Origin of the sequence: Acinetobacter sp. YH12254 (assembly GCF_013417415.1) — a bacterium.
GTDB classification, from domain to species: domain Bacteria; phylum Pseudomonadota; class Gammaproteobacteria; order Pseudomonadales; family Moraxellaceae; genus Acinetobacter; species Acinetobacter pseudolwoffii.
The window spans coordinates 90,457-108,929 of sequence record NZ_VPEB01000007.1 but is presented as its reverse complement, the minus strand read 5'-3'; the positions used below and the strand labels follow the sequence as shown (position 1 = coordinate 108,929).

Below are 18,473 nucleotides of genomic sequence, written 5' to 3'. Positions count from 1 at the left end.
TCAAAAAGCAGCTTAGGCTGCTTTTTTATTGAATATAGATTTCAAATTTTGAATAAGAGAATCTACTACAATGTTTAGAGCTTTGAAACTATCAGCAATACCTTCTTTATCAATTACCGCGGTAATACACATGATTTGTAGCTGAGTGAGATAACGCTCAAATTCGTCCCATTCAGATACTAATTCATGATCTTCCTCTACTAACATTTTTAAATGAGTACTAATACGAGCTATTAAAGGGAATATATCATCTTCTAAACTCTTTAATTCTGAACGCATATCTTCGTATTCATTATTTTTGAACCAGTCTTTCACATCATTTAGTACTAAAGCTACAGAGCCTAACAATGTAATGTATTTATGCACTAATGGTTTCAATACAGCAAGATCGTCTATTAACTTAAGTTTCCAACCTCTATAAAATTCTTCTTGTAATTCAACTCTTTTTAAATTTTCTTGACTTTCTATAAGTTGTTTAGTCATATTTCTATGAGATTCTGCTGCTTCTTTAATATCTTCACTTACTACTTTAAAAGATAGTTCTGTGAGTTGAAAACTCTTACGTCCATACCAATAAGCAAGCCAAGTTGCGAAACTACCTAAAATAAGCGCAATAATGACAGATAAAGTAAATGATGAAATTGCTGTCGTATCTGTCGAATGATTGAGATCAAGCTCCATCTTTCTATTTGGATTCTCTACAACACTTGCCGTTTGATCAAAAGGCTGCTGTGGCACTGTCCATGGCAATTGAAATCATCACTGCATTATTATTCTGCTCTGCCACAATTTCCCCATTTCATTTCAATAAATTTTTATTATTGATATTCTAAAAATTTTCAAACCATTACAAAAGAAAAAGCCAACTGACATGTCTAAATCAGTTGGCAAAAGCACAAAACAAAAAACTAAATAAAAAAATTACTTCTCTTTTTTCTTAAACTCCTAAAAGTCCGCTTTACGAATCATCGCGTGAATACCTTTGGTTTTATCTACCACTTGCGATACTTTAAAATCCGTTGCAGCACTTAAATATGCATAAGCAATTTCTTCTGAAATTCCGTATTCATTGACCAAAAAACGGATTGCTTCGCGTGTCGATTTACGCATGGCTTCGTCTAAGTCTTCATCTAAACCTAGAGTAATCCACAACTCATCATTTTCGCCCAAAGGTTGCGTTAATGATTGTCGCGGAATCTTGTCCTGATCTATTTTTGATATTTGTTTTTATTTTGTCTTATTGATAATTTTGATACCTTTAGCATATAGAAAATAAATAAGGGTACATAATTTTACAATGTAAAAGTATTCATAAAGCTCTTTTAGAACAAGGTCTAACAAGCAATATACCTTAAAGGTATTATCATAATACTTAGAGAGTTTTGGTCAAATTTAAATCAATATGCAATCCTAGAGAATCACTTTAACCATTTAAAATTCTTAAGGTTCTCCCCAAGTATGAATATGTATAAGCAGATTTCCCTTTGTCTTCCTCTTCTTTTCTGTAGCCAACTCAGTCTGGCCGACTGGATTGATGATTCTGTACAAACGGCTGAAGCGCACACCATAAAATTACGCCAGCATATTCATCAATATCCTGAGCTGGGGAATATGGAATTTAAAACCTCGGAACTGGTTCAAAAAGAATTAAAATCCTATGGGATTGAAGTACGAAAAGGTTATGCCAAAACGGGTGTGATCGGTGTACTAAAAGGTGGTAAACCCGGCCCGGTCATGGCATTGCGTGCAGATATGGATGCATTACCAATTAAGGAAACTGCACCGGTATCATTCGCCAGCAAACAAAAAGCCATTTATCAGGGCAAAGAATCTTATGTGATGCATGCCTGTGGTCATGATGCGCATACCGCCATGTTACTGGGTGCAGCCAAAGTTCTGGCCGCCAACAAAGATAAAATTGCAGGAACGGTGGTATTTGTGTTCCAGCCAGCCGAAGAAGGTGGTGCAGATATTGATAACTTTACCCAAGGCGATCAGATTGGTTCGCGTAAAATGATTGCGGACGGCGCCCTGAAAAATCCAAAACCTGAAGTCATTTTCGGTATGCATGTCATGGCCGGTATGCCAAGTGGCAATATCTTCTACAAAGATGGTGCCATTTTAAACAGTGCCGATCATTTACGCATCCAGGTCAATGGAAGTCAGGTTCATGGTTCGATGCCTTGGGCAGGAAAAGATCCAATTTATGCCTCTGCCCAGATGGTCACCAATCTGCAAAGTTTGATCAGCCGTAAAGCGGATCTGACCAAAGGAATGGGCGTGGTCAGTATTGGTAGCATTCAGGGTGGTACCACCGGTAACGTGATTCCAGATCAGGTCAATATGGTCGGGACTATTCGCTCCAATAGTGAAGACGTTCGTCAAGGCATTTTAAAAGACTTACCGAAGATGCTAGAACACAATGCAGCAGCCAACGATGTCAAGGTGAAAGTCGAAATTGCGCCTTATGCCCCGGTCACCACCAATGACAAAACTTTGACCAAGCTGATGCAACCGACCCTGGCCAAAGTCCATGGTGAAGATAAATTGCATGTCTTGGATAATAATGCCAGTGCGAGTGAAGACTTTGCTTACTATGGCCAGCTCATGCCATCCCTGTTTGTCTTTGTCGGTGCCACGCCGGCCGATCAAGATCCGGCTAAAGCCGCGCCAAACCATAATCCGAACTTTATTGTCGATGATGCGACCTTAAAAACCGGTGTCGAAAGTCATGTGCGCTTTATTCTGGATTATCCAAAAGTGGCTGAACAGGTTCAGGCCAACTGGAAACAGAACAATAAAGGTTAATTGCCTGCTATAAAAATGCGCGAGTTGATGAGCTCGCGCATTTCATCATCTTCTGCTGTTTTATAAATGAGCTATCAGGTGCTCTGCGCTTCCTCTTGACTATTTCTAGCCAGATTTGACATCTTGTGCCATTGGTCTCAAAACTCAAAATGCTAAACTTTGTCCCGCTAAATTGCTTGACTTTGGACAGGAATCCGGCAAATTCAAGGATTTTCCTCTCTCCAAAAAACAAGCAAAAATTTCGAACATCTGCATGGAACAAAACTATGGCGAATCATTTTGAATTCAATATCCGCGTATATATTGAAGATACTGATCTAGGTGGTATTGTCTACCATGCTAACCACATTCGCTATATGGAACGTACCCGTACCGAATGGCTGCGTGCTGCCGGAGTCAGTCATTACTGGCAACAGGCAGAATATAATTTTGTGGTACACAAAATTAATGTCAAATATATGCGCCCCATCCTGATGGATGATTTAATTACTGTTACTGCACGTGTGATTTCATGTAAAGCTTCATCATTTGTATTGCAACAAAATATTTATCGTGGTGAAATCATGCTTGCATCGGGTGAGGTTGAGTTGGCATGTATCAGTGCAGAGATGCGACCACGTCGACTCCCGGATGAAATACGCGAACTAATTCAAAAAGAATTGGAACAAGACTAAAAAATTTATTGGCACACGTAACAACTATGGCGACTCAGTTAGAATCATCTCTTCAAGTTTCAGATCTTATTTTACAAGCAAGCCCTGTCGTACAACTGGTGATGCTTTCTCTTCTGTTAGCCTCAATATATAGCTGGTATCTGATTGCCAGACTCTATATGAGTTATAAAAAAGCCCAGGCCGATGATGAACATTTCCAGAAAATCTTCTGGTCTGGCGCTGAACTGAATACCCTGTATAACAATGCCCAGCTCAACTCTAAACGCACTGGCCTTGAAGATATTTTCTATCAGGGTCTGGGTGAGTTCCTGAAACTGAAAAAACGCCATGCACCGACTGCCCAGTCCATTGAAGGAACAGAGCGTATTCTGCGTGTCGGCCTGAGCCGTGATCAAGGTCATCTGGAGCAAGGACTCGGTGCTTTGGCCAGTATTGGTTCGGTTGCACCTTATGTTGGTCTGTTCGGTACCGTCTGGGGCATCATGAACGCTTTTATTGGCCTGGCAGATGTCGATCAGGTGACGCTGGCGACGGTTGCACCTGGTATTGCTGAAGCCCTGATTGCAACTGCCATTGGCCTGTTCGCAGCTATTCCAGCAGTGTTGGCCTTTAACCATTTCACGGCCAAAGGTGAAACCGTTTACTCTGATCGTGCCCTGTTTGCCGAAGAAATGGTGGCACTGCTACAACGTCAGTCCGTGGGCATAACTCAGGACAAAGACTAATGGCGATTCAAGGTTCAGGACGCTTTCAGCGTATTAAAAAGCCACTGAAAAGTGACATGAATGTCGTACCTTATATTGATGTGATGCTGGTGCTTCTGGTGATCTTTATGGTCACTGCACCCATGATCACCAGTGGCATCAAGGTCGACCTACCTCAGGCCAATGGGCTACCGATTGAATCTAAAGATGCACCGACCATTGTCACCCTGAAAGAAGATGGTTCCTATTATTTAGAACATAAAAATCAGGCCACTGGCCCAGTCACGCTGGATGAATTGACTGCTGCCCTTGTTGAAGCGCAAACACAGGCACAAAATGACAATAAAGTGCTGAATGTCGTGATTAATGGCCACAATACCCGTCCTTATGGCGATGTCATGGCCTTGATGTCCAGCCTGCAGGATGCCGGTTTATCTCAGGTCGGTTTACTGACCCAGCCATTAGAATAATGTATGAAAGATTATAAAAAGCCACCATTTCAGAAAAAAGCCATCGCGATTGGATTCACCTTAGGAATCCATGCCGTGGCTTTGGTGGGTTTACTTTATCTTGGCATGAGTAAACCACCTGAACCGCCGAAGCAGATTAAAACGGTCCTGATCAAACCTGAGGACCTCAAACCGGTCACCCGAGAAGAAACGCCGTTTGAGGAAACTGCACATGAAAATGTCGCAGAAGAAATTACTCAAACAGCTGAACCTAGTCCTGAGCCTGCGCCAGTCATTCCGACAGCGGCGCCTGCCACACCTGCTGCTCCGCCTGCACCGAAAGTGGATACACAAAAAGCCCAGCAGGAACTCAAAGAGGTAGCGCAAGCCAAGGCTGTACAACAAGCTGCTGAAGCAGCGAAACGTGCCGAAGCTGCCGAACAGGCGAAACAGGCAGCAGCCAGAGCAAAAGCGGAGGCAGCACAAAAATCCAAGGCAGATGCCGAAGCTGCTCGTAAGGCTGAAATCGATGCACAGCGTAAAGCGGACGCTGCACAGAAAGCCAAATTAGATGCTCAGAAAAAAGCGGATTTGGCCGCCAAACAAAAAGCCGATGCCGCTGCGAAAGCCAAGGCAGATGCTGCTGCAAAGGCGAAAGCTGAGGCGGCAGCTAAAGCAAAAACTGACGCGGATGCAAAACGTAAGGCAGATGCGGAGGCGAAACGTAAAGCTGATGCGGATGCAAAAGCCAAAGCAGAGGCGACAGCTAAAGCAAAAGCTGAGGCGGATGCAAAACGTAAGGCGGATGCCGATGCAAAAGCCAAAAACGATGCTGCTGCAAAGGCCAAAGCAGAGGCGACAGCTAAAGCAAAAGCTGAGGCGGATGCAAAACGTAAGGCGGATGCCGATGCAAAAGCCAAAAACGATGCTGCTGCAAAGGCAAAAGCAGACGCGGATGCAAAACGTAAGGCAGATGCCGATGCAAAAGCCAAAGCAGAGGCAGATGCCAAGGCTTCAGCAGCCAAACAGGCCGCTGAAGAAGCTGCTCAGAAAAAAGCGGAATCAAAACGGATTGCGTCTACTGCAAAACGTGATTTCGAAAATAAAATTAAACGTGCTTGGGATACCCCAGTGGGATCGTCAGGTCAGCGCGCTACTGCTCGTGTGACCTTGAATGACAATGGCGGTGTGGTTTCTGTCATCGTGAACTCAAGTGATGCAGACATGAAAGCCAGTGTCGAAGCTGCGGTGCGGGCTGCTGCGCCGTATCCGATGCCTTCAGATCCAGATGCACGCCGAGAAGCACGAAGTTTTACATCAACCTTTACCGCACAATAAAAACCAAGCCATCACACATTATTGAGGTGATGGCTTTGATTTTTTCAGCTAAACTTCACTTTAATATGATTAAATAATATTCATTTTTCACAGTGTCATAACAGTTTGGTCATAAAATCCTGGTTTTATTCTATTAAATCCATGCGATGATGTAGCCCAAGCTACCTATACAATAAATCCGTTGATTTGAGTAAATAACGAATGATGGAAAAGACTCGCAAACACCTACTCTGCCTCGCAATCATTGGCGCTTTAAGTCCTGTATTGGCAACTCAGTCCTATGCCCAGTTGCATCTGGAAATTACCAAGGCACCTGAGGCAGCACCTAAAATCGCCATTGTGCCATTCAGTCAGGATCAGAGCATCTATCCTATTGTTGAAAATGACTTGAATCGTTCAGGCAGATTTACCAGTGTTTCAAAAAACCTGCCTGCGACTGCCACATTAAATAACCCGAATGCAGAAGCTTGGGCATCCGCTGGCGTTCCCTATGTCGTGACCGGTTCATCAAAAACCACAGCGGATGGTTCTTTTGAAATCCAGTATCAGTTATACGATATCGAAAAAAAACAATATCTATTAAATGAATTACTAACTGTTCCAGCCTCACGTACCCGTCAGGCAGCGCATATGATCAGTGATGCCATCTATCAGGCATTAACTGGCATTCCAGGTGATTTTACTGGACGTATTGCTTATGTACTGCGTAATCCAGCAACACCAGAACAACGTTATACCTTGCAAATTGCCGATACCGATGGCGAACAGCCAAAAACCATTTTGACTTCGCGTGATCCGATTCTTTCTCCAGCCTGGACACCGGATGCCAAAAAAATTGCTTATGTCTCGTTTGAAACCAAACGTCCGGCAATTTATGTACAGGATCTGGCTACAGGACAACGCGAAAAACTGGCCAGTTTCCGTGGCTTAAATGGCGCACCAAGTTTCTCTCCAGATGGCAAGAGCATGCTGTTTACTGCATCCATGCATGGCAATCCGGAAATCTATCAGATGAATCTGGAAACACGTCAATTACAACGTATGACCAATGACAGTGCGATCGATACCGAAGCACGTTATGCTCCAGATGGAAAATCCTTTATCTTTACTTCTGATCGTGGTGGATCTCCACAGATTTATCGCCATGATCTCGCTTCAAGTAGCAATAAACGTCTGACCTTCCGTGGTGCATTTAATGCACGTGGTACGCTGAGCGCAGATGGCAAGAAACTTGCATTGGTTCATCGTCCAAGCGGCAGTAACTATCGGGTTGCCGTTCAAGACATGAACTCTGGTGTAAATAATATTCTGACGCCAACAACTCTAGACGAATCACCAAGTTTCTCGCCAAATGGCCAGATGGTGGTGTATGCCACACGTGAAGGCGCGCGCGGACTTCTGTCGATCATGTCACTAGATGGTCGTTTCCGTATGAACTTGCCAAGTGAAACGGGCGAAGTCCGTGAACCGGCTTGGGCACCAAAATAACATTGGTATTTGTATAAACCTTTTACCCCATAATCAAACTTCATGGAGATGAAGATGAACAAAGTAAAATTATTTGCCTTACCACTTTTAGCAGCAGCTGTCGTCATGACAGGTTGTGCGAGCCGTAAACCTGCCGCTGAAGTTCAAACCGGCGGTTTAGATACAACCAGCTCAACCACAGTGGATACGCAAGGTCTGAGTGAAGATGCTGCATTAAATGCACAAAACATGGCGGGTGCATCGGCAAAGGGTGTCACTGCGGAAAACAAGGCTTTCTTGGCAAAACGTGTCGTACATTTTGACTATGACAGTACTGAACTCAGCAATGAAGATCTTCGTACACTACAAGCACATGCACAGTTCCTGATGGCCAATGCCAACTCACGTGTCGCACTCACCGGCCACACCGATGAACGTGGTACCCGTGAATACAACATGGCGCTTGGTGAGCGTCGTGCCAAAGCTGTTGAAAGCTTCCTGGTGACCACTGGTGTAAATGCTGCTCAATTAGAAGCCGTCAGCTATGGTAAGGAAATGCCAATCAATCCAGGTCATGATGAAAATGCCTGGAAAGAAAACCGCCGTGTTGAAATTAATTATGAAGCGGTACCACCATTGTTGAAATAACTTTCAATGCTGGCGTATCAAATAAAAAGCACTCATGATTGAGTGCTTTTTATTGGGTTGAATGAACAAATCTGTTTATTCTACGGTCTGGCCTGGTTCAACTGCTTGCATCGATTCAATCAGGTCGTGTTTATTGAATTGTTTGTACTCTGGTTTTGCTTCATAATCCCGCCAGGCTTCTTTCATCTTGTCTTCAGAGATATCATCTAAAGTAATGCCTTCACTTGGCGTTGGAGTCGCATCAAACTTTAATGTTGTCATATCTGTGCTCCTATTCTCAATTTTCCCTTGCATTCAACATAGCACTTTCCACAGGAGTTGCAAGGGCAAAATCGATACAAATAATCCAGTTTGATTTTTCTTTTAGTACGTTCTCATCTAAAATATAGCCGCATATCGTTTTGATCATTTTTTCCCGATTTAAGTCTTGGAGTTTTCCCTTATGTCATACCGCACCCTATCCCAGTTTTTACAGCAACAAAGCGGGAATCTCACACCTGAACTTGCACAAGTTATTGAAACGATTGCAAACACTTGCAAGGACATCGATCTGTTGCTGCAAAAAGGTGCTTTAGCGGGTGTATTGGGAAGTGCACAGCATGAAAATGTTCAAGGCGAAGAGCAAAAGAAACTGGATGTCATTTCCAATGATTATCTGATTGATGCTTTACAGCAACACCCGAATGTCGGTGGTTTGGCCTCAGAAGAACTGGATGAATTCACGCCTGCACAGGAAAATGGTCAATTTCTGGTCTTGTTCGACCCACTCGATGGTTCAAGTAATATCGACATCAATATGTGTGTGGGTACGATTTTCTCGATTCTTCCTGCGAAAAATGCCGTGACTCAGGCCGAAGACTTTATGCAAGCCGGTGTCAATCAAGTGGCTGCAGGTTATGTACTGTATGGTCCATCGACCATGATGGCATTGACTGTCGGTGCAGGCGTAGTGTTCTTTACCTTTGACCCGGAAACTCAAGAATTCCTGCTAACTTCTGAAGCGATTCAAGTCGCTGCAGATACCAAAGAATATGCGATCAATGCCTCGAATCAACGCCACTGGGAAGCACCAGTACAACGTTATATCGATGAATTATTGGCAGGCAAAACCGGTCCTCGTGAAAAAGATTTCAATATGCGCTGGGTTGCCTGTATGGTGGGCGATATTCACCGTATTCTTTGTCGTAGCGGTATCTTCATGTATCCATACGACTTTAAAGATCCGGCTAAAGCTGGTCGTCTGCGTTTAATGTATGAAGCCAACCCAATGAGTATGCTCATGGAGCAGGCTGGCGGCGCATCCACCACAGGCCGTGTCCGTATTCTGGAGATCGAACCAACCGATCTACATCAACGTGTGCCAGTGATTATCGGTTCTAAAAACGAAGTTGATCTTGTGACCAGCTATCATAACTAATTTTTTATAGCGGTAGCCGATATTGAATCGGCTACCGTGGATTATATCTCCCATGCCAACTTTTTTTCTTGATTCAAAAGACAATCCAAAAATTAAACACTTACGTGGTTTGATTGAACAAAACACCTATCGTAAAAAACAGGGGCAAACTGTGCTGGAAGGCACGCATCTGTCTCTCGCCTGGCTGCATGAAAACCGTAAAATTGATTCGATTTTTACCACTGAACATGCACTTTCGCATCCTGATTTCGAGAAAATTCTCGCAAAATACACAGGGATGGTCTTTGTTTTAAGCGAATCTTTATACAAAGATTTAAGTACCTTAGGAACATCTTTAGCCTGTTTAGCTGTGGTCACTTTACCGACAGCAAATTATGCACTGGATTTTAAAGCCGACACTTTAATTCTGGAAAATGTACAGGATCCGGGTAATGTCGGTACCCTGCTTCGCTCTGCAGCAGCAGCCGGTATTGAACAGATTGTCTGCACCAAAGGTTCTGCATCACTTTGGTCACCACGAGTATTACGTGCCGGTATGGGCGCACACTTCACGCTGCAAACTTTTGAAAATATTGCACTTGAACAAATTCTTGAGCAATTTCAAATTCCTGTATACGTCACCAGCTCACATCGTGCCGAAAGTCTGTACTCAAAAGATTTAGGTAAACCTTGCGTATGGATCTTGGGCAATGAAGGTCAAGGCGTTTCTGATTATGCAATGCAACACGCAGAAGCTGTCAGTATTCCGCAGCCGGGTGGTCAGGAATCCTTAAATGTTGCGATTGCAGGATCGATCTGTTTCTTTGAAATGGTACGTCAACGTATCTAATTAGGGATTTAGGTTACAGTGTTTTAATTCGGCCCTGCCCGTTTATAAAATAGATTACACTACAAAAATAATAAACTTAATTGTCAACCAAACCATAATTCCCAACGTTATATGATTATGAACTTGGGAATCATGGTGGGTGTCCAATGACAGGATTTTCCATCTCTATGGATTTAGCACCAAAACAGTTGCAATCACACGATGTAAGTATTCTGAAGAGTACGGCTGAAGCACGTCTGAAGAATTTTATGCAAGATGTGACTGGACGCGCCTTGGTGATGATGGAAAGTGCAACTCAAGGTCATCATGGTATTGCCATGGATCTGGTTCAGGAAGCTTTCATTTCCTTACATAAATCCTATGCGGAAAAAAGTACTGAAGAATGGTATCCCCTATTTTATACAATTCTGAACAACAAATTACAGGATTGGCGTCGTAAAGAAGCACGGCGTGGTCAGATGTTTTCATTTTTTAAGAAAGTCAGTCTGGATGATGACGAAATTGAACTTGAGGATATCGTGGACGAAGCTACACCGACGCCTTTGGACTTTCTGGATCAGGCAGTGACAGCTGAAGAAATCCAGGAAGCTATTGCCAAACTACCTGTACGTCAGCAGCAGGCATTTATGCTGAGAGCTTGGGAAGGATTTGATACGCATACCACCGCACAAATTATGGACTGCTCAGAAGGCAGTGTAAAAACTCATTATCACCGTGCTATTCAAGGCTTACGTACCTCTTTGGCACATTTAAATCCATATCTGGGAGGGTCATCCGAATGAATCAAGATGATTTCTTAAAACAAGTAACTTCCAAACTCGATGGACTGGCACAACAACATAAACACAAACCTGTTGTCATGCACCATGTTCTTGAAGAAATTCAGGATTCTAAACATTCACGTTTTGCATTTTTAAAAATGTCAGGTTTTGCCTTGGCAGCAGCAATTGCAGGTGTTGTAGTATTACCCAATATTTCTAGCCACAATGAGCCGCAAACCCAAATGGTGTCAGTACCGAAACTGTCCCCACAAATGCTTGAAGATTTAGAAATGCTAATGGTTCTAGGTGAGGACAAAGTTCCACATGGCAGCTAAAAGATTGGCAATTGCTTTTTGTGCATTCAGTTTTCTGCAAACCAGTTTTGCAGGATTTGAACGTTTTTGGATCTTTTCTAAAGATGCAAATACTCAGGTTTCCGATACCTGGGATAGTCTTTCTGATTCCGAACAGTTGGCACTTATTAAACGCTATCAGTCCCTCAAGGAAATTCCAGAACAGCAGAGCGTCAGCTTACAGCAGCGTATGGACTGGTTTACCCAGCTTCCTGAGGTTGAAAAACAAAGAATGCGTGAGACTTGGCAAATGATGAGCAGTCAGGAACGTCGAGAACTTGGCTTACGCATGCAAAATGCCAAACCTGAAGAACGACTTGCCATTCGGGAAGAGTACATTCTCAAATACCAGCAAACGACTCAACCACCCTCTAGCTCGCATTAAGCGACCCATATAAAAAGCCTCCAAATGGATAATGCCAGTCAGTTAAACAATTGACTGGCATTTTCTTTTTTAAATTCATGATCATATTTGCCAGGTGGAAAAGTCATCCGCAACTGTTGGATGCATGAGGTGTATTGCTCCGCAAGATGCCTTCCTTGTGAAACTCCGCTTCTCATTTGAGCAAAACCAAAGTCACAAATGATATGACAAATATTTGATTTAAAACCTTAAGACTCCATCGTGAACCACTAAAAAGTTAAAGCGTCTATTGCTAAACTCCTTAACTGATCAGCATTCTTCCAAATGGAGGCTTTTGAATTTTCCAATTAGGTTTTATTTTCTTAGACGGCGATAAGCGACCAGCCCAAATAATCCGAATAGTCCCCAAATTCCGAATGAACCACCACTACTTGATGACGTATTGGCATTTTTTACCATATTTCGTAGCAGGATCGTTGCTGTTTCAGACATTTTTTCATCTGCATCAAAAATCGTATACTGCATGCTGTAATCTGCCTGACTTAAGTTATTTCTCACACTAAATGTCAGCTTTCCACCATAGCAGGTCTCGCGCTGATAAGTATCAGGACAAGGGCCTTGTCGCTCTGCATTAAGAGAAACTCCGGCAGGAATCTTCACAATACGAATTGGAATCTCTTTTCCCTCTTTATCCTGATAAAAAGCCGACTTTCCTGAAGGTAGAGGCCCATCACCATCATCACTATCATTTTCAAGTGGATTCACAGTCACTGTCAGATTATTCTCTGGGCTAATCCAATATTCATCACTCTTGGCAATCGGTGCAATATTGTTAAAAGCTGCTTTTAAAATTCCAGCACTGCTGATCCCCGTGGCCTTATCTTTGAGAGTATAGCTACAGAATTCCATATCTGTTGCCTTGGTCATTTTCCCATCGGTACGATACATCATGATCCGGTTGAGATCAGGCTTCCATTCACACTTAAGATTGGGGTCATTCGGATCACCCTTCACACTGGTCGAACTACCGGTACCAATTAACTCACCTACTCCTAAAGACTTAACACTAATATCATAATTTTGTGCATTCAAGACTTTGGTTTGAACCGTATTGCCCATCAAGGTTTCCTGAGGCATGGCCAGCACAAAGGGATTGACATAAATTGCACGGTATTGCTGATATTGCTTGGTATATTTAAGTAAATCTTCGTATTCTTTTAACTCTTCCTTTAAACCAGGTATTTCCTCTGCTGGCGTATTCTTATTTGCAATAATACTTTTGATGTCAGTTATATTGTCCTGATAAAAATTATTCAAATCGACCAAGCTGCTATTTTTCAGATCTGTGATATCTGCTGCGGTCAGACGTCGGATTTCGATTGAACCGATTTCACAGCTATTTTTTGCATCTGGATTTAAGGTAAGAGTAGATCCCACCACCCGATCAATGCCACGTTGATCCTGTTCAGCACAGCCACTTACCCCTACATCTACCAAATCTGTAGCTGTTCCATTATCACGTGGGTAATACATGCCTAGAAAACGGTTATCAATTGCAGGCTCAATATAGGCTGTTAATAAGTTGTTTATCGTGCTGTCAGAAACGTCAAGATTGTTTGAAGTTTCATCCGCATCTAACTCTGGCAATACACAACGTGATAGTCCAGTGGTTTGTATGGCATTTTTAACAGTAGTAAATACGACGCTTTGCTCCTTAGTCGGATTCCCCTGATTTAAGGCATATTCACAAGATAAGCCCTGATTAAATGCTAAAACATTAAAATAGAAATATTTAGAACCTGTTTTGTCATAAAATAAAGTAGATTGAGCTGCATTCTCAACAATAGTATTACTTAAGGCAGTTAAACTGGAAAAGGCACTGAGAGGGCGATTAGCTTGATTGGTCATACGCAAAATATGTCCTGTCTGACTCGCAGTATTTTTGGCAATGGTAGAATTATTCAACTCTACGGTTGCATAACCACAAAAATCAAGAATGCTGGCCGTATTTTCTGACCCATTTTTAACAATACTACTAGAACTAACTTTTACATTGGTTTGAGTCGTCCCTAAATTCCCCTGGCAATCCATAGCCAGCACACTACCATATGAACTTGCCTTATTTTGGTGAAGCAGCGAATCCTGGATGATCACACTCCTTTCGGTATTCATCGCCACCGTATAAATAGCCCCCCCTTCTGCATCTGCCCGGGAATTTACGATTTCACTGCTATTAATGCTTAAGGGGCCCGCCACATAAAAGGTACCGCCATTGCCCTTATCCTGTGTATTTTTTGCCGCATAACCATCTTTTAAGATGAGATGATAGACTTCCAGACTGGATTGACTGGCCATACTGTTAAAGAGACGGGTTTTTCCCTGACCTGAAATCGTGGTTTTTAAAGCATCACGGGTTGGGTATAAATTCGTAATCGGACTACGACTGGTATAACTAAAGGGCGTTTTTCCATAAATTTTGAGCGCGGACTCAATGACAAGTTCGCTGTCTAATTTGTATTCACCCGCTTCAAGCTGAATCACGTCTGGGGCTGAACCATCCAGCCGAAGCGTACGGCCGACGTTACATCCACCATAGGATTTATCTAGTTTTGCAGTTTTAATCGCTTCTCGCAAAGAGCAGGCATTACTGTTCTCTCCGTCTTCATCCACCAAAGTGGTGACATAGATAGTTTTATCTTCGGCTGCCATCAAACTCATGGCAGATAAAATCATGGCCGCAAGCAGTCCTTTTTTATAATTTTTCATGATTTTTCCTTAATCTTTTAATTCACGGCGCAAACCCATTAACCCAATTAAAATCAGTAGCCCACCAAAGCCCCATGCGCCACCTGAAGTTTTGACTGATTTGTCTTCCATTTCATTTTTTGGCTCCTGCACGATTTGAGTGGTAATGGTCAGATAAGGTTTACTTTTATTAAATCGCGTGGATGTGGTTACCACTTGCAGCTCGAAGATATCTGCCCCATGCCAAGTCGAATCTGGGGTATACACCACATTGCCATGAATATCGATACGTGTTTTACCTTTGGACTCTGTTTTAGTTTGCACAACTTTCAAACATCCATCTTGCCAAGGCTCACCTGTCGGCTGTTGACCAACTATGACATTGCATTGTTCTTTTGGAATTAAATCACTATCACCCAAAAAGGATTCAATTGAAAATTTGGCAATTTCACCTTTTAACAGGTCTTGTCCAACCAGACTCCCTGAGGTTGGCACAGTGATTTCAATCGCACCACGGTCACAGAACAGATTATCCATTAAACGGTTGATACCACGCTGGTCAGCAGCTTCACATGCCACTGTCGGGGCTGCAAGATTAAGCGCTGTACCTCTATTTACAATAGATGAGTCGCTGACCTGATTATGACTTAATAAAATACGTGGACGCATATAACCAAGAAATTGCCCTTTAGCAACGCTGTATGGACAAAGTATGGCTGTGCTATTTTCACTCAAGGTTTGACAAACACCTTCACTCTTATTTGAAGCTTCGGCTAAGATTTGTGTACCATTCCAGAGCTCATTTGGAGCAACAGCATCCCCTGTACCGCAGGACACAGTCAGCAGATTGTTTTGAATCAGGGTTTTATCGCCGGTTTCAATTTGGCAGTCCTGTGCACCATTTCTTAAAATAATACTATTTGCCACATAAGCCCTGCCAGCCGGGGCATTCATACGTAAAGCAGTATCAGCATTATCAACGATCGTTAGGTTATTTAATCCCATCCCGTCCATGACATTAATGAGTGTCCCCTTATTTTTTAATAGGGTACTACTTAATACTTCGGCACTAATATTTTGAAGATTCTCTGTGTCAGCAAACTGCCCGGCGCTATAAATATTGGCCGCCGAGTTATCTAAGGTCTGGTTATTTTTAAGGACACTTTGCCTGATAAGGAAAGCGGGCAACTCGCTATATAAAATGCCACCTCGTTGTGCTTTGTTATTTTCAATCAGGCTATTTTTAATTTCAACACGACTGAGAAAGTTCTGACCAAATTGACCCGTATTATAAATTGCCCCACCCAAATTGGCTGCACCATTAAATAAACGGCTATATTCAACCACCACTTGGCCTTTATTATGAATCAGACCACCTTGTTCAGCACAACTGACTTTGCCACAGCCTTCGAGGTCTAGTTCTTTTAAGTTAAGCTGAACCAGTGTATCTGTGCTGTTAAGGCGAAATAGATTGTCAGTTCCTTGCATTTGAATATGGGCATTATGCAGACCCAGTGTTTTTTCAGTTGTACTGAATTCTTCATCGCTATCAGCTACAGACCGAATGCTTAGAGATTTTTTGATTGCTATATGCTTATTGAGCACATAAGTATTTTTTTCTTTTAAAATAATGGTACTGGATGAATTTTCTCCACCACATCCCATAAAACCTTCTTTGGCTAAGCCCCGGTTAATATATCCAACGGCTTCTCGAAGTGAACATTCCTTGTCATCTTTTTCAATATCTTCTGTCGTGGTTACAATAATATCTGCACTATACGCCTGCCCTGCCATACACAGCAAAGCCATGCCTATGCTCTTCTTGAGCATAACCTTCTCCTTAATTTTTATTTCTTTCTTTTTCTTCTAAAGTTGCAGAATCCTTGCAACTGTGAATTATTTTGCCTTACTGTGGCATAGACTGAGCAATTACTCAAGAATTTTTATGATTTACCGATATTCGTCAATCAAGGCATAAATCTGTCGCAGATTGGCATTGCTGACCTTCAGTTTTTCTCCCTTAAGCAGTTGAATAATTTGCTCTAATCTCTTAAGAAGTACCGAAGTTTGATGTGGCCCATGACTCAGTAAATAGTCAAAAATTTGAGGATCTAAATGAATCCCCCGACGATCCAGTACGGATGAAACCAGCGCATAACGATCAGCATAAAGGCTACCACTCGGCACACGGGTACTCACCGCTTGTGTTAAGCGTGACTGTAGATCTGGCAGCTCAAGCTTAAGTTCAATCGGCGCAAAGCGTGAAGAAAATACCAGCTGTCCGCCGCCTTCATTATTATAATTAATCAGATGAAAGACTGCGCGCTGCCAATGCGGCACACCACTAATCGCTTCAATATCATCGAGTGCGACCAGATCAAAACGATCCAGCGAGGTAATCGCCTCGGTCGGTGCATCTAGAAGCTCAAGTAAAGAGACCTGAATCGCAGATTTCCCTACTTCAAGATAAGAGTCACAGATAGCAGACAATAAATGACTTTTTCCTGTACCCGCCCCACCATAGACATAAAAACGGCTGATTAAGCCTGCATGTAATTGACGCACTGCATCAATCACATGCCCCCAACCCGGCCCTGAAAAATCACTGATTCGGGCATCGAGCTGAGGTTCTATATCTAACTGCAATTGACGCATATGATTTTTTGGCCTTATGAGTCTTTACCATGGGGATCATGAATTTTACTTGAGTTCTCCTCTGCTTGCAGCGGTTTTTTCTCTGGCTTTTTCATTTCAATATCAACATCTAAGTCTGCTGTTTCGATATTGATTGAACCGGTAGAGGCATCTTGCATCACAATGGCCCGATCGCCATAAAATGTTGTGTGTTCATAGTACTCGCGTACATGCCGCAGTAGTACCACAATGACGGCTGCCACCGGTAATGCAATCAGCATTCCCAGGAAGCCTGCCAGCTGTGCACCTGCCAATACGGCAAATACTACGGCAACAGGAGAAAGACCAATTTTATCGCCCAGCAAGAATGGTTGCAGAATATAACCTTCAACTGCCTGTCCGACCATAAACACAATGCCGACCAATACCAGTTGCCACCAGTCAATCCCAAATTGCAGTAAGGTCGCAATCACCGCTGCGATAATACCGACTGCAAAGCCCAGATAAGGAATAATACTGGCCAGACCTGCCACCATACCAATAATCAATCCAACCTCAAGACCAATCAGTTGCAAGCCCACCGCATAGACAATTCCCAGCAAGATCATGACCAGAAACTGCCCTTTAACAAAAGCACCCAGCACGCTATGACATTCGCCTACAATTTTTAGTGTACTTTTTTCATAAGGACGCGGAATCAGGCGGCGCAAGCTCCCCAGCATACGATCCCAATCCAGCAGGAAATAGAAGGCAATGATGGGAATTAAGACAATCGTACCGCCAATCTGGAGAAAATTAATTCCGGATTGAGCAAGGCGTAACAAGAATGCCTGAATACTGTCTGCGCTATAATTGGTTTGTACATAATTCATGACCACATCAGAAATCTGATTGGTATCAATTTCCATTTCAACGACATTAAAGGTATTGGACAACCATGGTAAAAAGGTCGAATTAATCCATCCAATGATCGCGGGTATATTGTCACGTGCATACATCAACTGTTGCCAGATCAGTGGCACTAAATACCAGATGGCCAAGGTCAGTACAATTCCGATTCCGATAAAAACAATACTAATAGAAAGCCAACGCGGCAGACCCACATCATGCAATTTATCCACCAGCGGGCTAAATAGATAAGCCACTAAAAGTGCTGCAACAAATGGAATTACAACGGGTTTTAATAAGTATAAAGTCCATAACAATAAAGCTATCCCAGCTAGGATAAACACGCGACGCAATGTGCGATCTACCATAAAGTTTCGCCTTTTCTCTATTAATC

Annotated in this window: 18 protein-coding genes and 1 pseudogene; 12 read left to right on the top strand and 7 right to left on the bottom strand. The window is 42.7% G+C overall.

The annotated features are described in order from the left end of the window. Positions 1-12: 12 nt before the first annotated feature. Both FTV29_RS07205 and FTV29_RS07200 read right to left on the bottom strand, forming a co-directional pair. Complete coding sequence (locus tag FTV29_RS07205) at positions 13-750, bottom strand: hypothetical protein (protein WP_227523631.1); 738 nt, start codon at positions 748-750, stop codon at positions 13-15. A gap of 195 nt (positions 751-945) precedes the next feature. Next, positions 946-1,215, bottom strand: a pseudogene (locus FTV29_RS07200) (acetamidase); the annotation flags it as partial. A gap of 249 nt (positions 1,216-1,464) precedes the next feature. Here FTV29_RS07200 and FTV29_RS07195 point away from each other — a divergent pair. The 7 genes from FTV29_RS07195 (at position 1,465) to pal (ending at position 8,088) form a co-directional block, all read left to right on the top strand. Next, a complete protein-coding gene (locus FTV29_RS07195) occupies positions 1,465-2,808 on the top strand; it encodes an amidohydrolase (RefSeq protein WP_167381270.1) in 1,344 nt (447 codons plus the stop codon). A 266-nt stretch (positions 2,809-3,074) separates the two neighbouring features. After that, entirely contained in the window at positions 3,075-3,482 is a 408-nt protein-coding gene (ybgC, locus tag FTV29_RS07190) for a tol-pal system-associated acyl-CoA thioesterase (protein WP_004731733.1), read from the top strand. Between the two features lie 26 nt (positions 3,483-3,508). Further along, a complete protein-coding gene (gene tolQ, locus FTV29_RS07185; protein ID WP_004279111.1) occupies positions 3,509-4,207 on the top strand; it encodes a protein TolQ in 699 nt (232 codons plus the stop codon). Further along, the gene (gene tolR / locus FTV29_RS07180) at positions 4,207-4,656 is read left to right on the top strand and encodes a protein TolR (protein ID WP_005170046.1); all 450 of its coding nucleotides are present in this window, start codon (positions 4,207-4,209) and stop codon (positions 4,654-4,656) included. The genes tolQ and tolR overlap by 1 nt, the downstream gene beginning before the upstream one ends. 3 nt (positions 4,657-4,659) lie before the next feature. After that, positions 4,660-5,973, top strand: coding sequence for a cell envelope integrity protein TolA (tolA, locus tag FTV29_RS07175; protein ID WP_180075275.1), 1,314 nt, complete (start codon positions 4,660-4,662; stop codon positions 5,971-5,973). Between the two features lie 204 nt (positions 5,974-6,177). Further along, complete coding sequence (tolB, locus tag FTV29_RS07170; protein WP_171063343.1) at positions 6,178-7,461, top strand: Tol-Pal system beta propeller repeat protein TolB; 1,284 nt, start codon at positions 6,178-6,180, stop codon at positions 7,459-7,461. Between the two features lie 54 nt (positions 7,462-7,515). Continuing rightward, positions 7,516-8,088: a peptidoglycan-associated lipoprotein Pal gene (gene pal, locus FTV29_RS07165; RefSeq protein ID WP_005097609.1), complete on the top strand. Its 573-nt coding sequence runs from the start codon at positions 7,516-7,518 to the stop codon at positions 8,086-8,088. A gap of 75 nt (positions 8,089-8,163) precedes the next feature. Here the strand turns inward: pal and FTV29_RS07160 are convergent, their stop codons facing one another. After that, entirely contained in the window at positions 8,164-8,349 is a 186-nt protein-coding gene (locus FTV29_RS07160) for an NF038105 family protein (RefSeq protein WP_005097610.1), read from the bottom strand. Positions 8,350-8,530: 181 nt separating this feature from the next. Here FTV29_RS07160 and FTV29_RS07155 point away from each other — a divergent pair, with 181 nt between their 5' ends. From FTV29_RS07155 to FTV29_RS07135, 5 genes are all read left to right on the top strand, one after another. Next, the gene (locus tag FTV29_RS07155; RefSeq protein ID WP_005097611.1) at positions 8,531-9,505 is read left to right on the top strand and encodes a class 1 fructose-bisphosphatase; all 975 of its coding nucleotides are present in this window, start codon (positions 8,531-8,533) and stop codon (positions 9,503-9,505) included. 52 nt (positions 9,506-9,557) lie between these two features. Continuing rightward, complete coding sequence (locus FTV29_RS07150; protein ID WP_005097613.1) at positions 9,558-10,334, top strand: RNA methyltransferase; 777 nt, start codon at positions 9,558-9,560, stop codon at positions 10,332-10,334. Positions 10,335-10,501: 167 nt separating this feature from the next. After that, positions 10,502-11,116, top strand: a complete 615-nt coding sequence (locus tag FTV29_RS07145) for an RNA polymerase sigma factor (RefSeq protein ID WP_005097615.1) — start codon at positions 10,502-10,504, stop codon at positions 11,114-11,116. Continuing rightward, entirely contained in the window at positions 11,113-11,430 is a 318-nt protein-coding gene (locus FTV29_RS07140) for a hypothetical protein (protein WP_005097616.1), read from the top strand. Before FTV29_RS07145 ends, FTV29_RS07140 begins: the two co-directional genes overlap by 4 nt. Continuing rightward, positions 11,420-11,833, top strand: coding sequence for a DUF3106 domain-containing protein (locus FTV29_RS07135; protein ID WP_005097618.1), 414 nt, complete (start codon positions 11,420-11,422; stop codon positions 11,831-11,833). Before FTV29_RS07140 ends, FTV29_RS07135 begins: the two co-directional genes overlap by 11 nt. A 333-nt stretch (positions 11,834-12,166) precedes the next feature. Here the strand turns inward: FTV29_RS07135 and FTV29_RS07130 are convergent, their stop codons facing one another. The 4 genes from FTV29_RS07130 to cxpE form a co-directional block, all read right to left on the bottom strand. Then, positions 12,167-14,578, bottom strand: a complete 2,412-nt coding sequence (locus tag FTV29_RS07130; RefSeq protein ID WP_180075274.1) for a CSLREA domain-containing protein — start codon at positions 14,576-14,578, stop codon at positions 12,167-12,169. A gap of 9 nt (positions 14,579-14,587) precedes the next feature. Further along, entirely contained in the window at positions 14,588-16,387 is a 1,800-nt protein-coding gene (gene rbtA / locus FTV29_RS07125; protein WP_005097621.1) for a rhombotarget A, read from the bottom strand. A gap of 120 nt (positions 16,388-16,507) precedes the next feature. Then, the gene (gene hda / locus FTV29_RS07120; protein ID WP_100329062.1) at positions 16,508-17,212 is read right to left on the bottom strand and encodes a DnaA regulatory inactivator Hda; all 705 of its coding nucleotides are present in this window, start codon (positions 17,210-17,212) and stop codon (positions 16,508-16,510) included. A gap of 14 nt (positions 17,213-17,226) precedes the next feature. After that, positions 17,227-18,447 (bottom strand): chloramphenicol efflux transporter CxpE, encoded by a 1,221-nt coding sequence (gene cxpE, locus FTV29_RS07115; RefSeq protein ID WP_074383363.1) that lies wholly within the window; start codon positions 18,445-18,447, stop codon positions 17,227-17,229. Positions 18,448-18,473: the final 26 nt, after the last annotated feature.